Genomic DNA, 23,511 nt, shown 5'->3' with positions numbered 1-23,511 from the left:
AAGTGAAAAATTATATTTCTTCTTTGAATGACATCTTTAAACAAAAATAAAGGCTGCCCTTTAGGACAGCCTTTATTAATAAATTTTTGACTTTATATTTTATTTAAGTGTGAAACTCACTCTAGCGAATAAGAATCGACCACCAATACCAAATTGTTGTGCTCTACGAGACCAATCAAAACGGCCTGAACTTCTATTATTAAACTGCTCTTCTGCCCTGTCTGGGTAGATATCCAATAAATTGTTAGCTCCTAATGTAAGTGTTAAAGCATCCGTTGCCTTATACCCTATAGAAAGGTCTGTTACTATCTTAGAACCAAAATCTTGTTGGTTTGCTATAACAGTAGTAGCTTCAGTAACCTCGCCAAAATATACGTTTCTCAAAAACATAACCCATTTATCAGAAGTAAGACTATTTGAAAGATTAAGTTTCGTACGTGGTACGGCCTCTTCTAAATACACTCTACTATCTTCTGGAAAGTAAGTATCTACAAGACCTGCATCTTCCAACACTTTTGATGAATTAATATCACCTATTTGATTAGTTTTAGATAACGTTCCGGCTAAATCAGATTTCAATCTCCAGTTATCACTTAAGTTAGCTGTATGTGTAAGCACAACATCCAATCCACGAGACTCCGTGTTGATTGCATTTGCAAAGAAAGAAGCAGCCGTGGCATTGGCCTGACTTAACAAATTATCCAATTCAGTTCCTGTACCAGGTCCTTCAAATTGACCTGTATACACTACTCTATCATTAATTTCTACATAGTAACCATCTACAGTTAAGGTCAGGTTTGCATCTGGAATTTTCGCTGTAAATCCAACACTAACACTACTTGAAGTTTCTTCCTTTAATTCCGGAATACCCAAAAGCTTAGCAGCTCTACTATCATTGGCAAAAGTGCCTACCTCTTGTGGGTCACCATTTTGATCAAAAATTGTAGATGTAGAGTTAAAATTTATCTGGTGTAAAGAAGGTGCTCTAAAGCCTGTATTGGCTGCAGCTCTAAGGTTTATGTTATCATTTATTTTATAACGAGCAGCTAATTTAAAATTTATGGTAGAACCAAAATCGCTATAATTCTCAAAACGTGTAGCAAAACTAGCTACGAACTTTTCTGAAAAATCTGCTTCTAAATCAACATAACCTGCAACACTACTACGCCCACGAGAAAGCTCATTATTTGGACTAAATCCTGGAAAAACCTGAGACCCACCTTAGTCTTCCATTTCCAAAGAAATCTTGTGATGCCTGTTGGGACGCTAAAGTAATACGCTGCCCATCTGCCGTATATTGCGAATACGAAGCTTCTTCACCTTCAACAATATCATAGTTTTCAACACGGTATTCCGCACCAAAAGCAACATTCAAACCAGACATAGCATCTTCAAAAAAGCGAGTTACGTCTAAATTAGCTGTATTCTGTGCAAAAGAAAAACCACCTGCATCAAAAATAGTAGGTGATGCATTTTGCATAGAAGCGTTAAATGTGTTTCCAATAGTATATAGAAAAGAGTTCTTTCCATAGGTGTTACTTAAATCAACATCCCACTCATTAATCTTTCCTTTAATACCTACAGATAAAGACCTGTCTTTAATCGTTGAATTAATTTCAGGTAAAAACCCGTTCATATATGCCGGTGTAAAAGTTCTGCTTTGATTTGGTAAACGATAGAAACCAGCTGAATTACCAGTTCTTGAACTAATACCTGCAAAAGAGTATACTTCCGTTCCGTTATCATCTAAAGGCAAAGAAAAGTTAGCAAAAATCCGTCCACCACGTAAGGCTGACTGACCAACTCTCATGTTATAATCGCTTCGTTGTTGCCCTCTTGCGGAAAGTTCTGCTTCCGTAGCATCAGCAGATAAAATGGGTTGAAGCTCTGCTTTCGTAGTGGCTCCGTTCAAGTTTATTCCTGCTTGATTTGCGTATTGGATAACATCTGTTACATCATCATCTAATAAATTAGTTAAATTATAACCGTCACCATTAGCAATTCTTTCGATTACATTATACTGATTAAAAACATCACCATCCCATTCTTTCATTCTACCGTAAGGCTGACGAACATCAAAATCACCAGAAAGATTTAACAAACCTCCATTTTGCCCTAAAGGAACTCCGTAACTAGCAGCAATGTTAGTTGTTGCGCCATCTACTCCACCAGTTTGATCATTGGCATTCTTGGAAAAATTAGCACCCGTGGTAACGGACATGTTCAGTTCATTTACACTTCTATTCAAAACAATGTTGATAACACCAGCTATGGCATCGGACCCATATTGGGCAGCTGCACCATCTCTTAAAACTTCAATACGCTGAATAGCCGCTGCCGGTATAGCATTTAAATCCGTACCAACACTACCACGTCCAAAAGTTCCGTTTACATTAATCAAAGAAGATGTATGTCTTCTTTTTCCATTAATTAGTACTAAAACCTGATCAGGACCTAAACCTCTTAAAGAAGCAGGGTCAACGTGATCTGTACCATCTGAAATAGTTTGGGTGTTTGAAGTAAAAGAAGGTGCCACGTAATTCAGGATCTGGTTCAAGTTCACCTGCGGGGCCACACTGTTCAGTTCTTTCATACTTATTACATCTACCGGAACCATACTTTCAGTAGCTGTTCTATTAGGGTTACGCGAACCTATAATGACAACTTCTGACAAAGCTACGCCAGAAGAGAGTTGTATACTCATTCCGCCAGCTTCTGCAACAACTTCCTTCTTTTCATAACCAATATAAGAGACCACAAGCTTGTCTCCAACCTCAGCATTTATTGAAAATAAACCGTCAAAATCTGTAGTGGAACCAGTGGTTGTTCCCTTAACTACCACTGAAGCGCCGGGTAAAGGGCCGCCGTCTTCATCTAATACTGTACCCGATATTTGGGCACTGGCAATACCTATAACACTCATAAAGAGTGCATAGCATAAAAAATACTGTTTTTTCATAATCATAAGTTTGAGTTAATTCTATGAGAAGTTAACTAAATTTTAAGTTTTATGTAAGAAAAACACTAAAAATATAGTCTTAAAAAAAAGTGTATTTGTACCTAATAAGTCCTATTTTGTACTTTTGATTTAAAATTAGAATAATGCAAAATATCATTGATCGCTTTTTAAAATATATTAAAATTGATACCCAAAGCGACCCAAATTCCGAAACTACCCCCAGTACTGAAAAACAATGGCATTTAGCAGATTTGCTCGTTGAGGAATTATTAGAGATTGGAATGGAAGAAGTCTCCATTGATAATAAGGCATACATTACGGCTACCCTACCCAGTAATATTAAAACAGATGTTCCTACTATTGGTTTTATCTCTCACTTTGATACTTCACCAGATTTCTCGGGAACAAATGTTAATCCTCAGATAATTGAAAATTATGATGGTAAGGATATTATTCTTAATGCACAGGAGAACATAGTGCTTTCCCCTGATTATTTTGAAGACTTATTACAATATAAAGGTCAAACTTTAATTACAACAGACGGCACAACATTACTTGGTGCTGATGATAAAGCAGGTATTACGGAAATTGTTACAGCAATGGAATACCTTATTAACCACCCAGAAATAAAACACGGCAAAATTAGGGTAGGTTTTACTCCCGATGAAGAAATAGGTCGCGGAGCACATCATTTTGATGTTGATAAATTTGGAGCAGACTGGGCCTACACTATGGATGGAAGCCAAATTGGCGAACTAGAATACGAGAACTTTAATGCTGCCAGTGCCAAAGTGGTCATTAAAGGTAGAAGCGTACACCCTGGTTACGCCAAAAATAAAATGGTGAATGCCATAAGCATAGCCAGCGAATTTTTAGAAATCTTACCACCTGAAGAAACGCCTCAAAACACATCTGGCAGAGAAGGCTTTTTTCATGTGCATCATATAAAAGGTGAAATAGAACATGCCGAATTTGAGCTTATTGTTCGTGATCATGACAAAACCTTTTTTGAAAATCGAAAACAATTGCTTCGCGATATTACGGATAGGCTTAACGATATTCATGGCAATTGCATAAGCATAGAAATAAAAGACCAGTATTTTAATATGCGTGAAAAGGTTGAACCTGTCTTCCACATAGTAGAACTTGCGAAGGAAGCTATGGAAGCCATGCGTATTACTCCTATCATAAAACCCATACGCGGCGGAACCGATGGCTCACAACTAAGTTATATGGGATTACCTTGCCCTAATATCTTTGCTGGGGGACATAACTTTCACGGTAAATATGAGTACGTTCCGGTAGAAAGCATGATAAAAGCAACAGAGGTTATTATTAAAATTTGTGAGTTAGCAGCGAAAAAGGCTGTATAACAACAAATCCTTATCTTTAGAAAAGAAACCTAATAACGGTCTACATTTCTATGGACATATCTGAAAAAACAGAAGCTTATTACGCGGAAGAGCACCCTTTTAAAATGGGTATTGCTTTACTGCGAGATTTAGTATTGAAAACAGATTTGGTAGAAACATACAAATGGAACTTCCCAACGTATACTCTTAATAAGAAGAACGTTCTAGCTATTTGTAAATTCAAAAATCATTTTGGTATCTGGTTCTTTAACGGTGTCTTTCTGAGCGACCCAGAAGATATACTGGAAAATGCCCAAAAAGGCAAAACCCAAGCTATGCGACATTGGAAATTCTACTCAGAAAAGGATGTAGATATTTTAAAAGTATCCGCATATATTAATGAGGCCATTGAAAACCAGAAAAAGGGAATTGAGTTAATTAGAGCTCCAAAAGAGAAAATAACAAGCGTAGTTATTCCCATTGAATTAAAAAGCGCTTTCGACATTTATCCTAAAGCAAAAAGTGCTTTCAAAAAATTAACTCCTTACAAGCAAAAAGAATACACAGAATACATTGCGAACGCCAAACGTGAGAAGACTAAAGCAAGCAGGTTGGAGAAGATTTTACCGATGATTATTGATGGTAAAGGTCTAAATGATATGTACCGATAGAAAAGCTTCCAAATTCTTATTTACAAAAACTTGGAAGCATCGTTTTATTATAACATAGGTAGCTTCCAATTGTTTTGATAATTGGCCGTAATTAACTTATTAGCATCTTCCTCTTTAAACTTACCAGATGCAGCATCCCAATAAATACGATTACCCGTTTTAAAAGCCACGTTACCCATATGAGATACTAAGGCAGCGTCATAACCCACTTTAATGGGTGCATTAAGCTTAGTGTTATCTCTACTCTTTACAGCTTCTATAAAGTTTGCTGTATGCAGATCCAAACCACTAGCGTTACCCTTATCATAAGAAACTGCTTCCATTTTAGGGGTTCCTTTTTTACCCCAACCCGCAAATTCTTCTTCCGGTATAACTTCCCAGCCGTTACGATCTACTACAAGGGTACCATTATTCCCAATAAAAGCAATGCCATGGTTACGACCATAATTCCCGCCATCTATTCCCGTAGCATGCTCCCAAAGAATTGAAAACCCGTCATATTCATAAACGGTTTGTAAAGTATCTGGAGTTTCAGAAGCATCTTCAGGGTACGCGAACTTTCCACCTAATGCCATTACAGATTTAGGAGTTCCTGCTTTCATTCCGTATAAAGCATAATCTAACAAATGCACACCCCAGTCGGTCATCAATCCTCCTGCATAATCCCAAAACCACCGAAAATTAAAATGAAACCTATTCGCATTAAAAGCACGTTCCGGAGCAGGACCTAACCACATTTTGTAATCTACGCCTTCCGGAGCTACAGAATCTGCAACAACAGGCACAGGTTTCATCCAACCTTGATAGGCCCATGCTTTTGCCAAGCGAATGTTTCCTAATTTACCGGAATGCACAAAATTAATAGCATCTACAAAATGAGGTTGACTACGCTGCCATTGACCAACTTGAACCATACGGTCGCTAGAGCTTACGTAATTCAACATTATATTAGACTCCTGAATAGAATTAGCTATTGGCTTCTCACAATAAACGTCCTTTCCTGCCATAAGAGCATCAGTCAACTGTAGACAATGCCAGTGGTCTGGCGTTCCAATAATAACTACATCAATATCTTTATTCTCTAGTAACTTACGATAATCACGATACCACAAGGGCTTTTTAATTCCTGCTTTTTCAAGGTCTGCAGTTCTTGTCTTTAATACAGCTTCATCTACATCACAAAGCGCAATAACGTTCGTTTCGCTCATCTTCAGCATAGAGGTCAAGTCACTAAAACCCATCCCCTTACAACCAATCAGTCCAACATTGATTCGGTCATTAGGACCAACACGTTTGCGCATAGTAGCTAAAAGCTCCATTGGAAATAAAAATGCAGCACTAGACCCTGCTAGGGCCAATGAACTTTTTTTGATAAAGTTTCGTCTATTTTGGTACATCGTTCAAGTTGTTTTGTTCAGAAGATGAATATACTAATTTACGGTAGCATGAGACCAAAAAAAAACACCGCTAATTGCTTAGCGGTGTTTTTAATTTACTGATTGTGTACAGTTATTTCTTTTCGGGAGCGTTCAATTTTTTGCTCATTTCCATAGAAATGGAAGAACGATCAAATTTTAATTTACCAGCCATAGTTTCTAGTATGCAAGAAAAATCACTATCGTTAAGATCCATGATCTTACCATGCAAACCACTTTTTGTAACTACCCTATCGCCTCTTTTTAATTCAGCTGCGAATTTCTTTTCATCTTTCTGGCGTTTCATTTGAGGTCGTATCATAAAGAAATACGCTACCACAAAAATCAAAATCATCGGAAGAAACTGTCCTATATCACCCATATTTTAAATATCTAATCTATTGTTATTTTGTTGGTCCTACCGGAGCAGCTCCTTTAGGGTTCACAAATGCCTTAATACGTAATTGCTCAGTACCTTTTTCAGTATTTGCATTTACAGTAATTGTTTTAGTTATTTGGTTCTGTCCCGATCCGTTAAACTTAACAACCAACTCACCTGTATCTCCCATAAGTGCGATAGGGTCTTTTGGAGGATTAGGAACAGTACAACCACAAGAACTAGTTGCATTTGTAATAATTAAAGGTGCATTACCTGTATTTTTAAACGTGAATATAGTCTCTTGAGGTGTACCTTGTTCTATTGTACCAAAGTCGTGCTCTGCTTTCTCAAACTCCATTACCGGAATTTGCTTACCAGCTTCATCACGTTGTGCAGCTTCAACTACATTATCTGTTTTTACTTTACTAGACGCGTTTTCTTTACATGAAACGAACGCCATAAGTGAACACATGCTCAAGGCAAAAAATGTTTTTCTCATATCTATAACTTTAATTTGGGGTAAAATTAATCAATTATTTTAAATCAGGCCTCTACCTATTTTGTTAAGCTTACCTTCTTTTCTGTATTCTTTCACAAGATTATCCAAAATACCGTTGATAAAGATGCTGCTTTTTGGAGTGGAATACTCTTTAGCTATCTCCAAAAATTCATTGATAGTTACTTTTTCCGGTATGGACGGAAAGTTCAAAAGTTCGCAAATTGCCATCTTTAATAAAATAGCATCCATATCTGCAATACGGTCCTTATCCCAATTAGGAGTTTTACCTTCTATTTCCTTGGTAAGTTCCCCATCTTTCAACAAGGTTTTTCTAAGTAGATTTTTGGCGAACTCCACATCTTCTTTATCCTTTATCAAACGAGGTAAGAAGAAAGAGGTAGACTGATCACTCTTAATCTTTTTAAACATTTTTAAGATATAAGTGTTTACAATAGGAATATCATCTACCCAAGTAAGGTTGCTATCTTCAAAATAGTCGTAAATTTTTTCATCGGGAGCAATAATCTCTTTGAACAAAGTAATAATAAACTCTTTGTCTTCTGCATAAGTGCTGCCTTTAACGGACATATATTTCTGATATGCCGCACTTGAAACCATGTTGTTGTAAATAATCTTTACATACTCCTCGTTCAAATACCAGTTATCTAGCTTTCTTTTTTTAAGCTCAGCCAATAATGGTTCGTTATGTACCATTTGAAGCAATAATTTGTTATTTACAAATTTTGCCTGATCCGGTAAATTATCTGCCTCAGTAGCTAGATATTTTTTTGAAGAAATTCTTAATTGGTCCGACCCCCTTTTCTGAATCTCAATGATTAAGCTCAGCATTAGAAGGTAAAGCGTATACATATTGTCTATGCTAAACCGTAGAAATTTTTCTTGTTTCTCTAAAGAATCGTCTTTAGATTGGGTAATTGCATAAATACATTGCATTACTTTTACCCGTATGTGTCTTCGTGTTAGCATTTTAAAGAACTTTTTTGGAATAGTATTGGTTTGACTTTCACGTGGCAAAAATAAGAATAAACCCCAAAAGACTACTATACAAAACGATGAAACAATCATAGCTTTTGATTATCGGAGAGAAACACGACCACAAAAGCCTGTTGTTAAGGTTATTGACAGCTAAAAAAAGATAAAGAATTACCATAAACTTAACTTTTAGCCTTCTTATATTTAATTTCCGTCAATTTGTAATCCATCAACATCTTATGGTATTTATAACATATGGTTTATACCCAAACCATTATCTTTGGCCAATTAAATATAGCCTTAGTTTATACCCTGCATGAAGGAACTTGCACACCTAAATAAGTACTTTAAAAAATATTGGTCCAAATTACTGGTTGGGCTATTCATTACCATTATTGCTCGTGTGCTACAATTGGTTATGCCTAGGTACGTAAAAGAGTCGATAGTGGTTATCGAAAACTTTATGGACGGACAGGTTGAGGAATCAGCTGCAAAAGGACTCCTGCTAGAGTATATTTTAATTATTGTGGGGGCTGCCCTGCTATCGGGTTTCTTCACTTTTTTAATGCGTCAGACAATAATCAATGTTTCTAGGTATATAGAGTATGACCTTAAAAATGAAATATTTGACCATTACCAGTTTTTGAGCCTAAACTTTTACAAGAAAAATAGGACTGGTGACCTCATGAACCGCATTAGTGAAGATGTTAACCATAAGGTACGTATGTATTCCGGGCCAGCATTAATGTACGGCATCAATACTATAACTTTATTTGCCTGTATTATACCTATTATGTTTATGACGGCACCTAAACTGGCCGCGTATACATTAATTCCGCTACCTATTTTATCGGTTCTGATTTATTATATCAGCAAGATAATTCATGAACGCAGTACTATTGTTCAACAGTATCTTTCCACACTATCAACTTTTACACAAGAAGTATTTTCTGGAGTTTCTGTAATTAAGGCCTATGCCTTAGAACCGAGCATAAATAATGACTTAAGCACTTTGGCTGTTGAGGGCAAGGATAAAAGCATGGATTTAGCCAAGGTAAATGCATGGTTTTTTCCATTAATGGTATTACTTATTGGTATCAGTAATATTTTTGTTATTTATATAGGTGGAAAACAATATATAAACGGAGAAATAGCCTCATCAGGAGTCATTGCTGAATTTGTTCTCTACGTAAACATGCTTACTTGGCCAGTGGCCATTATTGGTTGGTTAACCTCTATTGTACAACGCGCAGAAGCCTCGCAAAAACGTATAAACGAATTCTTGAGCGAAACTCCAGATATTAAGAATACAGTACTTGAAGAAACACCGATTAAAGGAAAAATAGAATTCAAAAATGTAACCTTTACCTATGAGGATACAGAAATTACCGCTCTGGATAATATTTCATTTACCATTAATGAAGGCGAAACAGTAGCTATTCTTGGCAAAACGGGTTCTGGAAAGTCTACAATATTAGATTTGATTGCAAGATTATACGATGTAACTTCTGGAGAAATATTGATAGATGACACTCCTATTAAAGATTTGAATATAAATAGTATACGGCAAGCAATAGGCGCTGTACCGCAAGATGCTTTCTTATTCTCAGATTCTATTAAGACCAATATTAAGTTTGGAAAAGAAAATGCTACTGATGAAGAAGTTATAGAAGCTGCTAAGAATGCCGTAGTTCATGAAAACATAATGGGCTTTTCAAAAGGATATGATACGGTTTTAGGCGAAAGGGGAATTACGCTGAGCGGCGGACAAAAACAACGGGTATCTATTGCCAGGGCATTATTGAAAAAACCAGAGATATATCTTTTTGATGATTGCTTATCCGCTGTAGATACAGAAACGGAAGAAGATATTTTAAATAACCTGAAAAAGGCCTCTAAAAATCGTACTACACTTATAGTTAGTCACCGGGTATCATCTGCTAAAAATGCGGACAAAGTATTAGTTCTTTCCAATGGTAAACTTCTCCAAGAAGGCAACCACACTGATTTAAACAGTGTTGAAGGGTATTACAAAGATTTATACTACACCCAACTGTCAGAGAAAAAGAAAACTAAAAAATTGTTGCCGTATTGGCTTTTTTTTTACATTTTTGAAAGATTAACAACTATTAACTACACTTTAAACGCGATGAACGAAAAAGATTCAATGGACCAGGAGGAAATTCATTCCAAAGTTTTACGGGCGGGAAGACGCACGTATTTCTTTGACGTACGAAGTACCAAGGCAGGCGATTATTATTTAACCATCACAGAGAGTAAAAAATTCACTCACGATGATGGCTCTTTTCATTATAAAAAGCACAAGATTTATCTATATAAAGAAGATTTTGAGGCCTTTAAGGAAAATGTAGAGGAAATGATGAATTTCATTATTGAAGAAAAAGGCTCTGAAGTTATCTCTGAACGTCACCAAAAAGACTTTAAGAAAGAAGAGGAAGTAAAGGTTACTGAAGAATTGAAACCTACAGAAACAGAAAGCTTTACCGATGTTAGTTTTGACGATATTTAAAAACTAGCACCAAATTCTATACTAAAACGACCCTTTCGGGTCGTTTTCTATTTTAATAAGTTCTTACTGCACTCAAAAAATTAATTGGTTCGCACGTATAACCAATTATATAAAAACAAGAATACAATAGCTCCTAAACCTACAATTCCATTGCAGAGCAAAGCTATTACCGTAAACAATAACGCATAGTACACAGGATAAGCCAATAGGGCAAAACCAAACCGCAGGGTCCCCATAAATTCTGGCTCCCAAACCTTGGGTCTGGCCCATTTGCGCCACAATAGAAGTAACGGAAAATTTAATACCGTAAAAACAGCGTTGCCCACCACGCCAAAAAATCCTTTTTTCTTTTTGACAGGATTTACAGACTTTGTTGGGTCTATGGTCTTAATAACTTTATTGGTCTCAAAAGGATTCAGAAAATCAACATCCAAAGCATTTAATTGCCCTGAAATATTATCATATTGCTTCTCATCTGCAATGTGCGTAGTTAGCGTTTTAAGTCTGTCGGACACCATTCCCTTTACACTATTCACCGAACCTTGCACATCGTTGGCGTCGTACATTGTATTTACCACAATACTTTTGTCAAAGTAAATAGCCATCCTATCCGGAAACCCAGAATTGCTTTTATAATTAAGCCCTACAGGAACAATATGAATATCTGTATTTGGCAATTGTTCTACGGCATTGAACAGAATACGGGTAAACCCTTTGCTTAAAGGTCTTACACGACGCTTAATATTATGGTTAGCTTCAGGAAACATGAGAATGGCATGTCCTTTTCCAAAAATTTCTGCACATTGATCAAAGACCGCTTGGTTATTTTTTAAAGCTTCCCTTCCATCTCTAATCCTATAAATGGGAATCATCCTCAGGTAGGCAAAAAACTTTTTTAGCGTGGGTTTGGTAAAAACATCTGACCGCGTTAAAAAGAAAGGTTTACGGTTGCAGTTTACACCTATTAAAAGCACGTCTAACAGCGCACTTTGGTGATTTGGCAAAAAGAGTACAGGTTTACCCTTAGGTACATTCTCTAGCCCTGAAACTTGAATTTTACCATAGTAAAAATACAATCCGGTTTTAATCCAGTTTTTTAATAATTGGTAGCCTATATTTTTCAAGTCAGTGTTTCTGTTTTAATTGGTTTATAACCCCAAAATGTAGCAAGTAAAAGGCCAGAGACCAAATGCCAGATTCCCCAAAACGCAGCCAATAGCGCCATTCCGCCTAGGCCATCAAAAAAGGTAAAAATCAAAATTAAGCCTAATCCAGAATTCTGAATGCCCGTTTCTATGGTTACTGAACGTATGTTTCTTTTTGACAGCCCCATAACTTTGGCGAACGAGAACCCCGTTAAAAAAGCCAAGGATATTATGTAAAACTACAATCCAGAATACGTACAAAATGTAATCGTAAAATACTGTGCGGTTATTATACAGCGCCAAAAATACCAATAGTATAAAAAAGACCAATGATACTACTTTAAGAACTTTGCCTAATTTTTTCGCAAAGTTGGGCCTGAGATGATTTACCCAAATACCTAAAGCTAACGGTAATCCTAATAACAGTGAAACCAGTTGAATCATTTGCCATGGCGATAATGCTACTTTTGTTAAAATCTGTTGCGTAGGTACATATAAATTACCCCAAAACTGAAGATTTAAAGGAGTAATTACAACCGCCAACAATGTAGCAGCCGCAGTAAGACTTACAGATAGTGCTGTGTTACCACCTGCTACATGAGATATATAATTAGAAACATTACCTCCCGGACAAGCTGCCACCATTATCATACCCAAGGCAATACTAGGTATAGGGTTTATTATCAATACTAGAAGAAAAGTTAATAGCGGAAGTAAAAAAAACTGACTAACTAGACCTGTAAATATTGGTTTAGGGCTCTTAAGAAGCCCCTTAAAATCTGATATAGAAATTTCTAAAGCAATGCCGAACATTACAAATGCAAGAGAAACATTCAATATCCACTGCGCCTGTGCGTCAAAATTAAGGGAGACGTTATCTAGTAAATTTTCAGTCAATCAATTACGATATTTTCAGTCCGTTTGCGACTGTAGCTCTTGGTTGTAAAAGCTCCACATCCTTGCCATTAACGGCACCTAATATTAGACATTCACTCATGAAATTCGCAATCTGCTTTTTAGGAAAATTTACAACAGCAACCACCTATGGGTATCTAAAAGTTGTTCTTTAGTATATAGCGTGGTAACTTGTGCAGATGTTTTTTTTACTCCTATTTCTTCTCCAAAATCTATATGAAGTTGGTATGCAGGGTTCCGAGCTTCAGGAAAATCATCTACTTTAATAACCGTTCCGACGCGCAGATCTATCTTTGCAAAGTCCTGCCAGTTTATCGTATCGCCCATGTTATTATTTAGTGTTTAGATTATTTACAGAAGATGAAGGTAAAAATAGATTATGGTTTTGCAAAGGCACTCAAAATACTTTTTATAACTTTAAGTTTTAAATACAACTAATAATGTCAAGAACTCCCAGTAATATGCTTCCGTTAGGAACGCTAGCCCCAGATTTTAATTTATTGAATACCCAGAACGGGGAGCAAGCATCCCTTACTAATCTGAAAGGCAGAAAAGGAACTGTTATAGCCTTTATTTGTAACCACTGCCCTTTCGTTAAGCATGTTAACCCGGAATTAGCAAAATTGGCAAGAGATTATCAATCCAAAGAAATTGGTTTCATCGCCATTTCTAGCAATGATGTTGACAATTACCCGCAGGATGCTCCACACCTCATGAAACAAGTAGCTTTAGAGGAAGGGTATACGTTCCCTTATTTATATGACCGAACTCAGCAAGTAGGAAAGGATTATGATGCTGCCTGCACACCTGATTTCTATTTATTTGATGCGAATTTGAAATTAGTGTACCGTGGTCAGTTAGATGATTCCCGACCAGAAAATGGCATTCCCGTAACCGGAAAAGATTTAAGAAATGCCATTGACGCTTTAATTGAAAATAGACCTATAAGCAAGTTACAAAAGCCAAGTATTGGTTGCAACATCAAATGGAAAAAATAACTTTTCTCGTTTCTTTTAAAAAATCATCGGGAATGCTACCAGCCTTTCCTCTCTATTAAATTAAAAATTTGAGCAAAGTGATGTCTTCCATGCCACGCGTAAGTTCCTATATTCTCATCTAATGATACTTCCGTATTATTGTGAGGATGAATAAAAGTCTTTTTAAGTTGAAGACTAGAAAGTCCTTTTAACAAATAGACTAATTTACCATGAATAGCCTTTAACTGATCTAAAGAAAACTGAATAGGTGCGGTCTTGGTATCAAAAAGTTCGGCCCATAAGATTTTCATCGTAAGCTTTTATAATAGGGTTATCCTCCGTAAGTGCCCATTTAAATCGTAGATAGCTATTATGATGACTATCTGCTATATGATGGACCGTTTGTCTTACCGTCCACCCACCAGGTCTATAAGGCGTTTCTAATTGTTCCTCTGTTAAATCCTTAACCAGGTTCTCTAGCTCTTCAGGAATCATTTCCAAAATATGAATCCATTCCTGAATTTGTTCGTGGGTTATCTGCGCAGGTTTTTCAAATTTTCCTATCGGATATTTTAACTGCTCTAAATCTATTTTTTCCATGCACTAAAAATAGGAAACTTTAATACATTTTTAACCATAAACCTAAGGTCGTCTTTCTATAATCTACTAATTTTATAGGATTAAGTTTCAAACCTAAAAACATATATAATGGCAACAATACGATTGGGCGACAAAGCCCCTAATTTTACAGCAGACAGTTCTATTGGAAAAATTAACCTTTATGATTATTTAGGAGATAGTTGGGGTATACTTTTTTCTCACCCAGCAGATTTTACACCGGTTTGTACTACTGAATTAGGTACAGCTGCTCAATTTAAGGGTGAATTTGACAAACGTAATGTTAAGATGATAGCATTAAGCGTAGATGGTGCTGCATCTCACCTTGAATGGATAAAAGATATTAACGAGGTTCAAAAGACCAATGTAGAGTTTCCTATTATAGCAGATGAAGACAGAAAAGTTTCTGACCTGTATGATATGATTCACCCAAAAGCTGACAGTACTTTAACGGTACGTTCTGTATTTATTATAGCACCAGACAGAACAGTAAAATTAATGTTGACCTACCCAGCTTCCACTGGTCGTAATTTTTATGAATTATTACGTGTAATAGATTCTCTACAACTTACTGCCAATCATAAAGTAGCAACACCTGCCAACTGGAAAAATGGTGAAGATGTTGTAGTAAGCCCGGCAATTTCTACCGAAGACGCAAAACAAATGTTTACTAAAGGTGTTAAAGAGGTTAAACCTTATTTACGCATGACACCAGACCCAACATTATAAAGGTCTTTTTAATTAATAACGAAGCCATCTATAATTTAAAAATATAGATGGCTTTGTAATTTCTATAATTCTTACAAAAGAAATAACAAGGGTAGATATCTATAAGCACATTGCTTTCTTCTTATTCAATTGAGAGTCTATTCTAAAATTTGTAAAAATCTCACATGAAAGCTGTTAGCAAACTTATAAGATGGAAGAAATATTTTCTAAATAACCTTCAGATAAAGTAAAGATAACTTAGTTAAAATCATTGAATTAATTTTTTATAGTTATCTTTGTGGCATAATTTAATTTAATTTTTTTGTATTATGAGTAAAGGAACAGTAAAATTCTTCAATGATTCCAAAGGTTACGGTTTTATCACTGAAGATGGTTCAAGCGAAGATCACTTTGTACACATTTCTGGTTTAATCGATGAAATTCGTGAAGGTGACGTTGTAGAATTTGAGCTACAACAAGGTAAAAAAGGATTGAACGCGGTAAATGTGAAAGTAGTTGACTAAGAAAGACGCATAAACTTTTTTTATACAAAAGCCCTGTTACCAATGGTAACAGGGCTTTTTTTTATTTCATATAAGTAAGTATTGACAATCTTGTCGTATTTTTCATACATTTGTTCTAAAGTTTTTAACGCAACCCTTTTGCTATTTGTGCGTCAGTTAAAGACTAGGTTTTCCCCAATTAACCAAACAATAGAATATGCTTGCTTTTTTTGGTATTATTTTCGTGTTGCTTGTAGTAAATATCATTTTACTAATTCTGAGCACAGACAGAGCAAAGAATTCCCGATAAACGGCATTGGGTAGATTCATTGATTCTTTAGCTGAGTGGCAAAAAACCACCCTGCCCTCCTCCGTCATGTTTTTTTTGAATTAAAAACCACCAACATTAGTTTATTTACGTAACTACTTAGCGTAGGTACACATTAATGATACACTCATTAGACGAATGCTCCTAGAAAGTGGAGCAATAAAAAAAGAAAGCCCTGACATTTCTGTCAAGGCTTTTCATTATCTATTAAAATAGCAAAGTTGCTTTTTTATTTTACGCCCATTAATTCAACATCAAACAGTAATGTAGCATTTGGAGGAATAACACCGCCTGCACCTGCACTACCATATCCTAAGCTAGAAGGTATCACCAATCTGGCCTTATCTCCTACTTTTAAAAGTTGAATACCTTCATCCCATCCTGGAATTACTTGACCAACTCCTAATTGAAAATCAATTGGTTCGTTACGCTTGTAAGAAGAATCAAAAACTTGACCGTTCAATAAAGAACCTTCATAATGAACTGATACCGTCTGACCTTTTTCGGCCTGTGCACCATTTCCTTTTTGAATCATTTTATATCTCAATCCACTTTCAGTCTCATCAAAGCCAGCAGCTATTTTATCTAATTCTGCAGATTGCTTAGCCTTTTCTTCAGCTAAACGTTCTTCTTTAGAACTCTTAAACTTGGCAAAACTCGCAAGAGCATCCCATTTCTGAGCTTCATCACCTACACGAACGATTTCAACACTGTTTATTTTGTCGCCTTGAGCAATAGCATCTACCACCTCTTGACCGCTTTCTACTTTACCAAAAACAGTATGCTTATTATCTAACCATGGTGTTGGCACATGAGTAATAAAGAACTGGCTACCGTTAGTACCAGGCCTGCATTTGCCATAGAAAGTACACCTTATCCGAATGATTAAGGTCTGGATGAAATTCATCATCAAACTTATAACCGGCATCACCGCTACCAGTACCTTGTGGACATCCACCTTGTACCATAAAATCAGGAATTACCCTGTGGAATTTTAATCCATCATAATATGGCTCACCTGCAGCTTTTGCAGAGTTATCTTGTTTTCCTTCGGCAAGGGCAACAAAGTTACCTACCGTTCCCGGAGTTTTATCATGAGTTAGTTTTACTAATATCTCACCTTTATCCGTATTGAATTTTGCGTAGATTCCGTCTTGCATTTTTCATTTTTTTAATGAGCGGCAAAGATAGGCAAATTTGTTCAAAAATCTTGACCGTAAACCTTGGCACTAATCAATTCTATATCTTTTTACCCAAAGAAAAAGACCCTATTATTTGAAGAATAAAAGAAACCCTAAAGGACTTCTCCTTGCTTTTATAGAATCTACTTTATAATTCCATATTTATCAAACAAGTAAACCAAACTAGCCATTGTAGCAGCACCTAGTTCCAACTCGCGCTCATTAACGTGTTCAAACGTATCGTTTTCTGCGTGATGGTGCACAAAGTAACGTTGCGAATCAGGTCTAAGACCTGCCAAAACCATGTCATCACTTTTTAAAGGTCTAATATCTGCACCACTATATCCTTTTTCAAAAAGATGAATATAATACGGTTCAAAAAGACTTTTCCAGCTATGAACTTGTTTCAGATTTTCGTCCGAACAGTCAAAAGAAAATCCGCGTGGCGTAAAACCACCCGCATCACTTTCTAAAGCAAAAACGTGCTTTTCCTTTTTATTACTGGCTACCTCTGCATACTTATTACCACCTCTTAATCCATTTTCCTCATTCATAAACAACACAGCACGAATAGTCCTTTTTGGCTTATACCCTGTGGCTTTCAAAAGACGGAGAACATCCATACTTTGTACGCAACCAGCACCGTCATCATGAGAGCCGTCTCCTAAATCCCAAGAATCTAGATGCCCCCCTACTACCATAATTTCATTTGGAAACTCACTTCCCTTTATTTCACCTATAACATTAAACGAGTCAACATCATTAAACTGCTTACAATTCTGTTTGAAATAAAACTGAGTCTCTGTGCTTAACTTTAAAGTAGTACTCAATAATTCCGCCCCTTTAGTACTTATAGCTGCAGCAGGAATTCTTTTTGATACTGGTGTATCTCCATAGCTCATAGAGCCCGTATGCGGATAATCATCTAATCGTAAATTCATAGACCTGACAATTACCCCAACAGCTCCGTATTTTGCTGCCTCTTCTGCTCCTGAATAACGCTGGTCTACACAACCAGAATAGGAAGCAAAAGTGCTTATTACGGTAGGATCCATTGGCCTATTATAAAAAACGATGTTACCTTCTATCTTGGCTTTACCTAACTTTTGCAAATCTTCAATACCTTGCACCTCAACAACACCTGCCTTAATTCCTTGCAGAGGAGTTGCTACAGATCCACCAAGTGCACAAATAGACACATTGGTTGAAAGACCATGCTTGTTTCAAAATAGGCAAATTCTGGTGTGCCGCGAACCCATTTAGGAACTTTTACAGGCTGAAGCCAAACACGGTCAAGACCCAATGAATCTAATTGAGCTTTAGTATATTCTACCGCTTCTTGTGCCTCAAGACTACCAGATAACCTACCTCCTATTTGATTAGAAAGATAATTAAGCCAGTCATATGCCTTGCCATCAGTAAGTGCTTGATCATAGATTTTTTTTAACTGTTTCTCATCTTCGTTTTGGGTATACCCATTTACACTAATACCTATACATAGTAGGAGAAGGATTATTTTCTTCATTGAGCTTCTTTTTCTAATTGTTCTTTATATTCCGCCAAGTTGGCTTTAATTTTATCATCAAGCTCTGGCTCCTTAATATCCTTATATTTTTTAAGCTCTTCAAGTAAGACTGAAGCGACAATTACTCGTGCCGCCTTTTTATTATCTGCAGGAACAACATACCACGGGGCGTGTGGTTTTGAAGTCTCGTTAATGGCTTCTTCATAAAATTTTTGATACGTATCCCATAACTTTCGTTCTTCAAGATCTCCCGGAGAAAATTTCCAATTCTTACGTTTCAACTCCAATCTTCTAAGCAACCTTAAGCGCTGCTCTTCTTTTGAAAGGTGAAGAAAAAACTTAAATACAATTGTACCACTTTCAGCAATATGCCGCTCAAAGTTGTTTATCTGCTCAAAACGTTTGTCCCAAAATTTCTGGTCAATATCTGACACCTCATGAATACCTATGGAATATGCTCACCCATTATGTATTCTGGATGTACACGGGTCACTAAAACATTCTCATAATGTGTTCTATTAAATACGCCAAACTTTCCTTTTGCCGGTAAGGCTATATAGTGTCTCCATAGAAAATCATGACCTAACTCTAATTTGGTTGGCACCTTAAAACTGTGCACTACAACACCACGTGCATTAAAATCTTTGAATACTTCACGAATTAAACTATCCTTTCCGGCGCTATCCATACCCTGTAAGCAGATTAACACGCTGTATTTTGAGTGAGCGTAGAGTGTATCTTGAAAATCACCCAGCTCCTCGCGGATGGATTCCAAGTCCTTTTTCAGTTTTTTATCGCTGACACCAAAATCTTCTTTGGTAGCACATTTTGACAACTTGATGCTCTTATCTACCCTAAATGAGGTTATTTTTTTTCCATACATAGGTTGAATATAAAACTATTTTACCGTTGAACGGTCGTGAATGTTAAAAAAAATGACCGTTTAGCAACAGAAACTTCCGGTTCATCCAAAATACTATAGAGAGGGCGCCATCCATCGAAAAAACTACACGTTAACCACCTGACCGGGGTAACTTTACACTGTAATAATCCCAAATTTTACAGCACATAAAACCTAACATATGAAGTTATTTTACTTTATACTATTTCTATTCATATTTACATTCTCTTCCTCTTATGGGGCAAGTCAGGATTGTGATTACGCAACCTCTAATCTAGGTTATGTAAAAAGTCAGACCAAAAAAGCTCTTTCTATGAAAGACTTGCAAATGACTCGTTTTTATACATATAAGGCACTAACTGCCCTTGAAAAATCAAAAAAAAATATTGCAGATTGTGGTTGTGAAGAAGCTTCGGACAGTGCTCTAGAGAATATTGAATATTTAAAAAACGCCACTAAAGCCACTTCGCTTGCAGGTGCTAGAATATTATTGAACAAAGCACTTTTATTTAGTATAGAAAGCCTTGAAGCAATTGCAAACCATGATGAACATGGTAGTATATACGGTTCTGATAATTTGATTATGAACGTTGCCAGTTCTAACAACGAAGAGACTATGGCTTTTCTTGACCAGAATAAAATACGTCAGAGAATAGACACTTCTTTATTGAAATATAAAACTTCTTTAGATCATGTTATCAATACCGTAGATTGTGCCGAAGCTCGCGCTTTTGCTCAAAATATTTACGAAAATTGTGAGCAAGAACTTTTGAAGCCACACTTGTCTGAAAGCAAGAAATACTACAATTTAAAGACTAAAGAAATTACAGAGAAGGCTCTTGACCGTTTGGGTAATTGCGAAAGAAAGTAGGACTATTTCATAATCCTACTCTAAGTTTCCAGATATTACAGCTACGTGAATTTATAGCTTATTTACTGGCAAAAAGTTTCACATCTTCTTCTGCCACTTCTTTCCCACCTAAGATAATTAAACGTTCAACTACGTTTCTTAGCTCTCTAATATTCCCTGTCCAATCGTAACTTTTAAGAAGTTTGATAGCTTTAGCCGAAAAAACTTTGGGTGCAATACCCTGTTCGGAAGCTATTTTTTTGGCAAAATGTTCTATAAGCAACGGTATATCATCACGTCTATCGTTCAAGGCAGGAACTTGAATTAAAATTACTGCTAATCTATGGTATAAATCCTCTCGGAAATTACCATCTTCTATTTCCTTTTTAAGGTTTTTGTTCGTTGCAGCAATAACGCGTACATCTACTTTAATATCTTTATCAGTACCTACACGAGAAATTTTACTTTCCTGAAGAGCCCTAAGTACCTTGGCTTGGGCAGATAAGCTCATATCACCAATTTCGTCAAGAAAAATAGTTCCCTTATTAGCTGCTTCAAATTTACCCGCACGGTCTCTTACAGCGGATGTAAAAGCACCTTTTACGTGACCAAAAAGTTCGCTTTCTATTAATTCTGATGGAATAGCAGCACAATTCACCTCAATAAACGGCCCACCACTACGGTAACTTTTTTCATGAACCCAATGCGCTACCAATTCTTTACCGGTACCATTTGATCCCGTTATAAGCACGCGAGCATCAGTAGGGGCAACTTTCTCGATCATATCTTTAATGACGGAAATCTCTTCGCTATTACCGATCATCTCATAATTCTTGCTCACCTTTTTCTTTAAGACCTTATTTTCAACAACCAATACTTTGCGATCTACCGCATTTCGTACAGTTGTCAAAAGGCGGTTAAGATCTGGTGGTTTTGAAATGTAGTCAAAAGCACCGAGCCTCATGGTGTTTACCGCAGTATCTAAATCTCCATGACCGGAAATCATTATAAAAGGAATTTCTGGTTTTATTTTTCGAGCAGCTTCCAACACTTCTACACCATCCATTTTTGGCATCTTAATATCGCAGAGCACCAGATCATAATCGTTGTTCTTAACAGCTTCTAAACCTTTTAAACCGTCTTCTGCTTCTTCCAATTGATAACTGTCGCTTTCTTCAGAAAGAATCTTAACCAGCACACGTCTAATTGCAGCTTCATCTTCGATTACTAATATTTTGGGCATAGTATCTTAATTTTAAAGTCCTATTCTAAATCCTGTTCTAAAATAAAAACTAGGATTATCATTTAATGTAAAAATATCATTTCTGTCTTCGTCCCTCAAAACGCCATCTTGAAACACCGTATGACCAGCATAAGCATAAAGAAATGTATTTGCAGCTAATTTATATTGATAGCCCACAGTAACTAATGCTGCCGAGGATGATACCGAAGAAGCACTTGTGGTATTAGGTAAAACGATATTATTTTGCAAATTCACATAATAACCATCAAAAATAAATTCTGTCTGAAACTGATGCTTTTCTTTCATGTGATATTTCATTCCGGTTTTTGGGACTCCCACAACATAACTCCAGTTTTTATGAAAACGTTTTTCATAATAGAAAATAGGCAAGGGCACACGAAGGGCTACTGTAGAATTATAAGCAATACCCAATACCATAATAGAAGGCTTATCTATATTCTTTTTCTCTTTAAGAAATCCTGCTGTAGCATTTACCGAAAAATCTCCGTTTTCCAAAGGGTTTGATAAGGTAGATGACAAACGAGGTGTAACCACTCCTATAAACCGCCAGTCTGGTGTAAATTTCCAAACATACGCCATATTGAAGTCTACCACATGAAACTGCTTTAGACCAGCGCTACTAAAAGGAAGCTCTCGCTGTAAATTATAAGCCAATCGGTTATATTCTACTCCAATTACCACCAAGTTATTAGAATCTTGCACTTTTATAGGTACGTTCACCAAAAGCTTCATCCTGGATAGTTCAGCATCCGAACCATTTCTTGGCATCATCATATATTCTGCCCTTACTATGTCTGGAGTTTGGCTTAGACCAACAAAAGAACACAATAGAAAAAAGACAGCACAGGCACTAAATTTTCTGCAATTCACTCTATTTTGCTTCTATATTATTAGTGTTACTATGTTGAAACGGTTTCTGTTGGATAATATGTATATCTCTTTGCGGAAAGGGTATAGAAATATTGTTTTTTCTAAATTCCGCGTCTAATTTATATCTCATTTCACTTTTAACTCTAGTGACGTTAAAACTATCTATTGTATAAAAATTAAGAGTAAACAGTAAGGCTGAGTCTCCAAAATCTTCAAAAATTACAAATGGTTTTGGGCTTTTTAATATACCCTTTTGCCCTCCCGCAAGAGTTTCTAAGATTTTTGTTGCCAAATTAATATCGCTGCCATACGCAATACCAATTTTAATTTGTTCTCTGGTTGTCTTATGATTTTGGGTATAGTTATAAATTATGTCGCTGATAAACTTATGATTGGGAATGATAATTACTTTATCATCTCTAGTTATAGCTCTAGTTGTTCTCAATTTTATTTCAAACACCTTGCCAACTTTACTATCTATTTCTATAATATCACCAACATGAAGAGATTTATCGATAATAATAAAAATACCTCCAATTACATCTTGAAAAAGCTCTTGTAACGCTAAGCCCAGACCAACAAAAAGTGCTGCAGATGCCGTTAGAAGCAGTGTTATATCTATACCGGCCGCACTCATAGTTAAGAGTATAACAACTACATAGACCAAGTATCTTATGAACTTAAAAACACTAACAAACTTAAGTTTGTCTTCCGCCTCCATACGTTGCGTTAAAAGTATACGCAACCATTTTAGCACAAACCCGGTAATCAAGAAAACAACGGTTACTAGCAACAAAAGTCCAATAGTAATATTAATAGAGTTTTCGCCTTCCCCATACCTGAGTCCAAGATTAAGAAAATCCTTAACCCCTTGCCAAAGGCCTACTTCTAGAATTTCTTCTACTTTACTTTGCGTTTCTTGAATCAT

Annotated in this window: 18 protein-coding genes and 6 pseudogenes; 8 read left to right on the top strand and 16 right to left on the bottom strand. The window is 36.2% G+C overall.

Going from position 1 to position 23,511, the window contains the following annotated elements; translation table 11 throughout:
* Window positions 1-99: 99 nt before the first annotated feature.
* A pseudogene (locus Q5W13_RS14225) lies at window positions 100-2,959 on the bottom strand (TonB-dependent receptor).
* Between the two features lie 143 nt (window positions 2,960-3,102).
* Between Q5W13_RS14225 and pepT the strand changes: the two are divergent.
* Complete coding sequence (gene pepT, locus Q5W13_RS14220) at window positions 3,103-4,332, top strand: peptidase T (RefSeq protein WP_304443441.1); 1,230 nt, start codon at window positions 3,103-3,105, stop codon at window positions 4,330-4,332.
* A 50-nt stretch (window positions 4,333-4,382) separates the two neighbouring features.
* Window positions 4,383-4,982, top strand: a complete 600-nt coding sequence (locus tag Q5W13_RS14215) for a YdeI/OmpD-associated family protein (RefSeq protein ID WP_304443440.1) — start codon at window positions 4,383-4,385, stop codon at window positions 4,980-4,982.
* 47 nt (window positions 4,983-5,029) lie between these two features.
* On the opposite strand, the gene Q5W13_RS14210 is transcribed toward Q5W13_RS14215, so the two are convergent.
* From Q5W13_RS14210 to nusB, 4 genes are all read right to left on the bottom strand, one after another.
* A complete protein-coding gene (locus Q5W13_RS14210; protein ID WP_304443439.1) occupies window positions 5,030-6,379 on the bottom strand; it encodes a Gfo/Idh/MocA family protein in 1,350 nt (449 codons plus the stop codon).
* A 112-nt stretch (window positions 6,380-6,491) separates the two neighbouring features.
* Entirely contained in the window at window positions 6,492-6,779 is a 288-nt protein-coding gene (yajC, locus tag Q5W13_RS14205) for a preprotein translocase subunit YajC (protein WP_155594419.1), read from the bottom strand.
* A gap of 22 nt (window positions 6,780-6,801) precedes the next feature.
* Window positions 6,802-7,275: a DUF1573 domain-containing protein gene (locus tag Q5W13_RS14200; protein ID WP_304443438.1), complete on the bottom strand. Its 474-nt coding sequence runs from the start codon at window positions 7,273-7,275 to the stop codon at window positions 6,802-6,804.
* Window positions 7,276-7,314: 39 nt separating this feature from the next.
* The gene (gene nusB, locus Q5W13_RS14195) at window positions 7,315-8,262 is read right to left on the bottom strand and encodes a transcription antitermination factor NusB (protein ID WP_304443437.1); all 948 of its coding nucleotides are present in this window, start codon (window positions 8,260-8,262) and stop codon (window positions 7,315-7,317) included.
* A 322-nt stretch (window positions 8,263-8,584) separates the two neighbouring features.
* On the opposite strand from nusB, the pseudogene Q5W13_RS14190 reads away from it, so the two are divergent.
* Together Q5W13_RS14190 and Q5W13_RS14185 are read left to right on the top strand one after the other, a co-directional pair.
* A pseudogene (locus Q5W13_RS14190) lies at window positions 8,585-10,336 on the top strand (ABC transporter ATP-binding protein); the annotation flags it as partial.
* A gap of 81 nt (window positions 10,337-10,417) precedes the next feature.
* The gene (locus Q5W13_RS14185; RefSeq protein WP_155594423.1) at window positions 10,418-10,798 is read left to right on the top strand and encodes a PUR family DNA/RNA-binding protein; all 381 of its coding nucleotides are present in this window, start codon (window positions 10,418-10,420) and stop codon (window positions 10,796-10,798) included.
* Between the two features lie 80 nt (window positions 10,799-10,878).
* Here the strand turns inward: Q5W13_RS14185 and Q5W13_RS14180 are convergent, their stop codons facing one another.
* The 3 genes and pseudogenes from Q5W13_RS14180 to Q5W13_RS14170 form a co-directional block, all read right to left on the bottom strand.
* A complete protein-coding gene (locus Q5W13_RS14180; protein WP_304443436.1) occupies window positions 10,879-11,922 on the bottom strand; it encodes a lysophospholipid acyltransferase family protein in 1,044 nt (347 codons plus the stop codon).
* A 114-nt stretch (window positions 11,923-12,036) separates the two neighbouring features.
* Window positions 12,037-12,840, bottom strand: a complete 804-nt coding sequence (locus Q5W13_RS14175; protein WP_368662257.1) for a bile acid:sodium symporter family protein — start codon at window positions 12,838-12,840, stop codon at window positions 12,037-12,039.
* A 4-nt stretch (window positions 12,841-12,844) separates the two neighbouring features.
* Window positions 12,845-13,185: pseudogene (locus Q5W13_RS14170) on the bottom strand (tRNA-binding protein).
* A 113-nt stretch (window positions 13,186-13,298) separates the two neighbouring features.
* On the opposite strand from Q5W13_RS14170, the gene Q5W13_RS14165 reads away from it, so the two are divergent.
* A complete protein-coding gene (locus Q5W13_RS14165) occupies window positions 13,299-13,856 on the top strand; it encodes a thioredoxin family protein (protein ID WP_304443435.1) in 558 nt (185 codons plus the stop codon).
* 35 nt (window positions 13,857-13,891) lie between these two features.
* On the opposite strand, the gene Q5W13_RS25110 is transcribed toward Q5W13_RS14165, so the two are convergent.
* Window positions 13,892-14,146: a DinB family protein gene (locus Q5W13_RS25110; RefSeq protein WP_368662256.1), complete on the bottom strand. Its 255-nt coding sequence runs from the start codon at window positions 14,144-14,146 to the stop codon at window positions 13,892-13,894.
* Complete coding sequence (locus tag Q5W13_RS25105; protein WP_368662255.1) at window positions 14,118-14,435, bottom strand: DinB family protein; 318 nt, start codon at window positions 14,433-14,435, stop codon at window positions 14,118-14,120. Before Q5W13_RS25105 ends, Q5W13_RS25110 begins: the two co-directional genes overlap by 29 nt.
* 108 nt (window positions 14,436-14,543) lie before the next feature.
* Here Q5W13_RS25105 and Q5W13_RS14155 point away from each other — a divergent pair, with 108 nt between their 5' ends.
* Window positions 14,544-15,182: a peroxiredoxin gene (locus tag Q5W13_RS14155; protein WP_155594429.1), complete on the top strand. Its 639-nt coding sequence runs from the start codon at window positions 14,544-14,546 to the stop codon at window positions 15,180-15,182.
* Between the two features lie 308 nt (window positions 15,183-15,490).
* Window positions 15,491-15,685 carry a cold-shock protein gene (locus tag Q5W13_RS14150; RefSeq protein WP_013994176.1) on the top strand — a complete coding sequence of 65 codons (195 nt, stop codon included), beginning with the start codon at window positions 15,491-15,493 and terminating at the stop codon, window positions 15,683-15,685.
* A gap of 536 nt (window positions 15,686-16,221) precedes the next feature.
* Here Q5W13_RS14150 and Q5W13_RS14145 read toward each other — a convergent pair.
* The 3 pseudogenes from Q5W13_RS14145 to Q5W13_RS14135 all read right to left on the bottom strand — a co-directional run bounded on the left by Q5W13_RS14145 (window position 16,222) and on the right by Q5W13_RS14135 (window position 19,581).
* Window positions 16,222-17,152: pseudogene (locus Q5W13_RS14145) on the bottom strand (peptidylprolyl isomerase).
* A gap of 164 nt (window positions 17,153-17,316) precedes the next feature.
* Window positions 17,317-18,698: pseudogene (locus Q5W13_RS14140) on the bottom strand (M28 family peptidase).
* A pseudogene (locus Q5W13_RS14135) lies at window positions 18,695-19,581 on the bottom strand (PPK2 family polyphosphate kinase). The pseudogenes Q5W13_RS14140 and Q5W13_RS14135 overlap by 4 nt, the downstream one beginning before the upstream one ends.
* Before the next feature lie 199 nt (window positions 19,582-19,780).
* Between Q5W13_RS14135 and Q5W13_RS14130 the strand changes: the two are divergent.
* Window positions 19,781-20,470, top strand: a complete 690-nt coding sequence (locus Q5W13_RS14130; protein ID WP_304443434.1) for a hypothetical protein — start codon at window positions 19,781-19,783, stop codon at window positions 20,468-20,470.
* A gap of 58 nt (window positions 20,471-20,528) precedes the next feature.
* Here the strand turns inward: Q5W13_RS14130 and Q5W13_RS14125 are convergent, their stop codons facing one another.
* From Q5W13_RS14125 to Q5W13_RS14115, 3 genes are read right to left on the bottom strand one after another with little or no spacing between them, the layout of a single operon-like run.
* Window positions 20,529-21,692 carry a sigma-54-dependent transcriptional regulator gene (locus tag Q5W13_RS14125; protein ID WP_155594434.1) on the bottom strand — a complete coding sequence of 388 codons (1,164 nt, stop codon included), beginning with the start codon at window positions 21,690-21,692 and terminating at the stop codon, window positions 20,529-20,531.
* Window positions 21,693-21,704: 12 nt separating this feature from the next.
* A complete protein-coding gene (locus tag Q5W13_RS14120) occupies window positions 21,705-22,583 on the bottom strand; it encodes a DUF6268 family outer membrane beta-barrel protein (RefSeq protein ID WP_155594435.1) in 879 nt (292 codons plus the stop codon).
* 1 nt (window position 22,584) lies between these two features.
* Complete coding sequence (locus tag Q5W13_RS14115; protein WP_155594436.1) at window positions 22,585-23,511, bottom strand: mechanosensitive ion channel family protein; 927 nt, start codon at window positions 23,509-23,511, stop codon at window positions 22,585-22,587.

It is taken from the genome of Zobellia laminariae, assembly GCF_030553095.1.
In the GTDB taxonomy this organism is placed as follows: Bacteria; Bacteroidota; Bacteroidia; order Flavobacteriales; family Flavobacteriaceae; genus Zobellia; species Zobellia laminariae.
The sequence above is the reverse complement of the archived record's forward strand: the minus strand, read 5'-3'. Positions and strand labels throughout refer to the sequence as shown.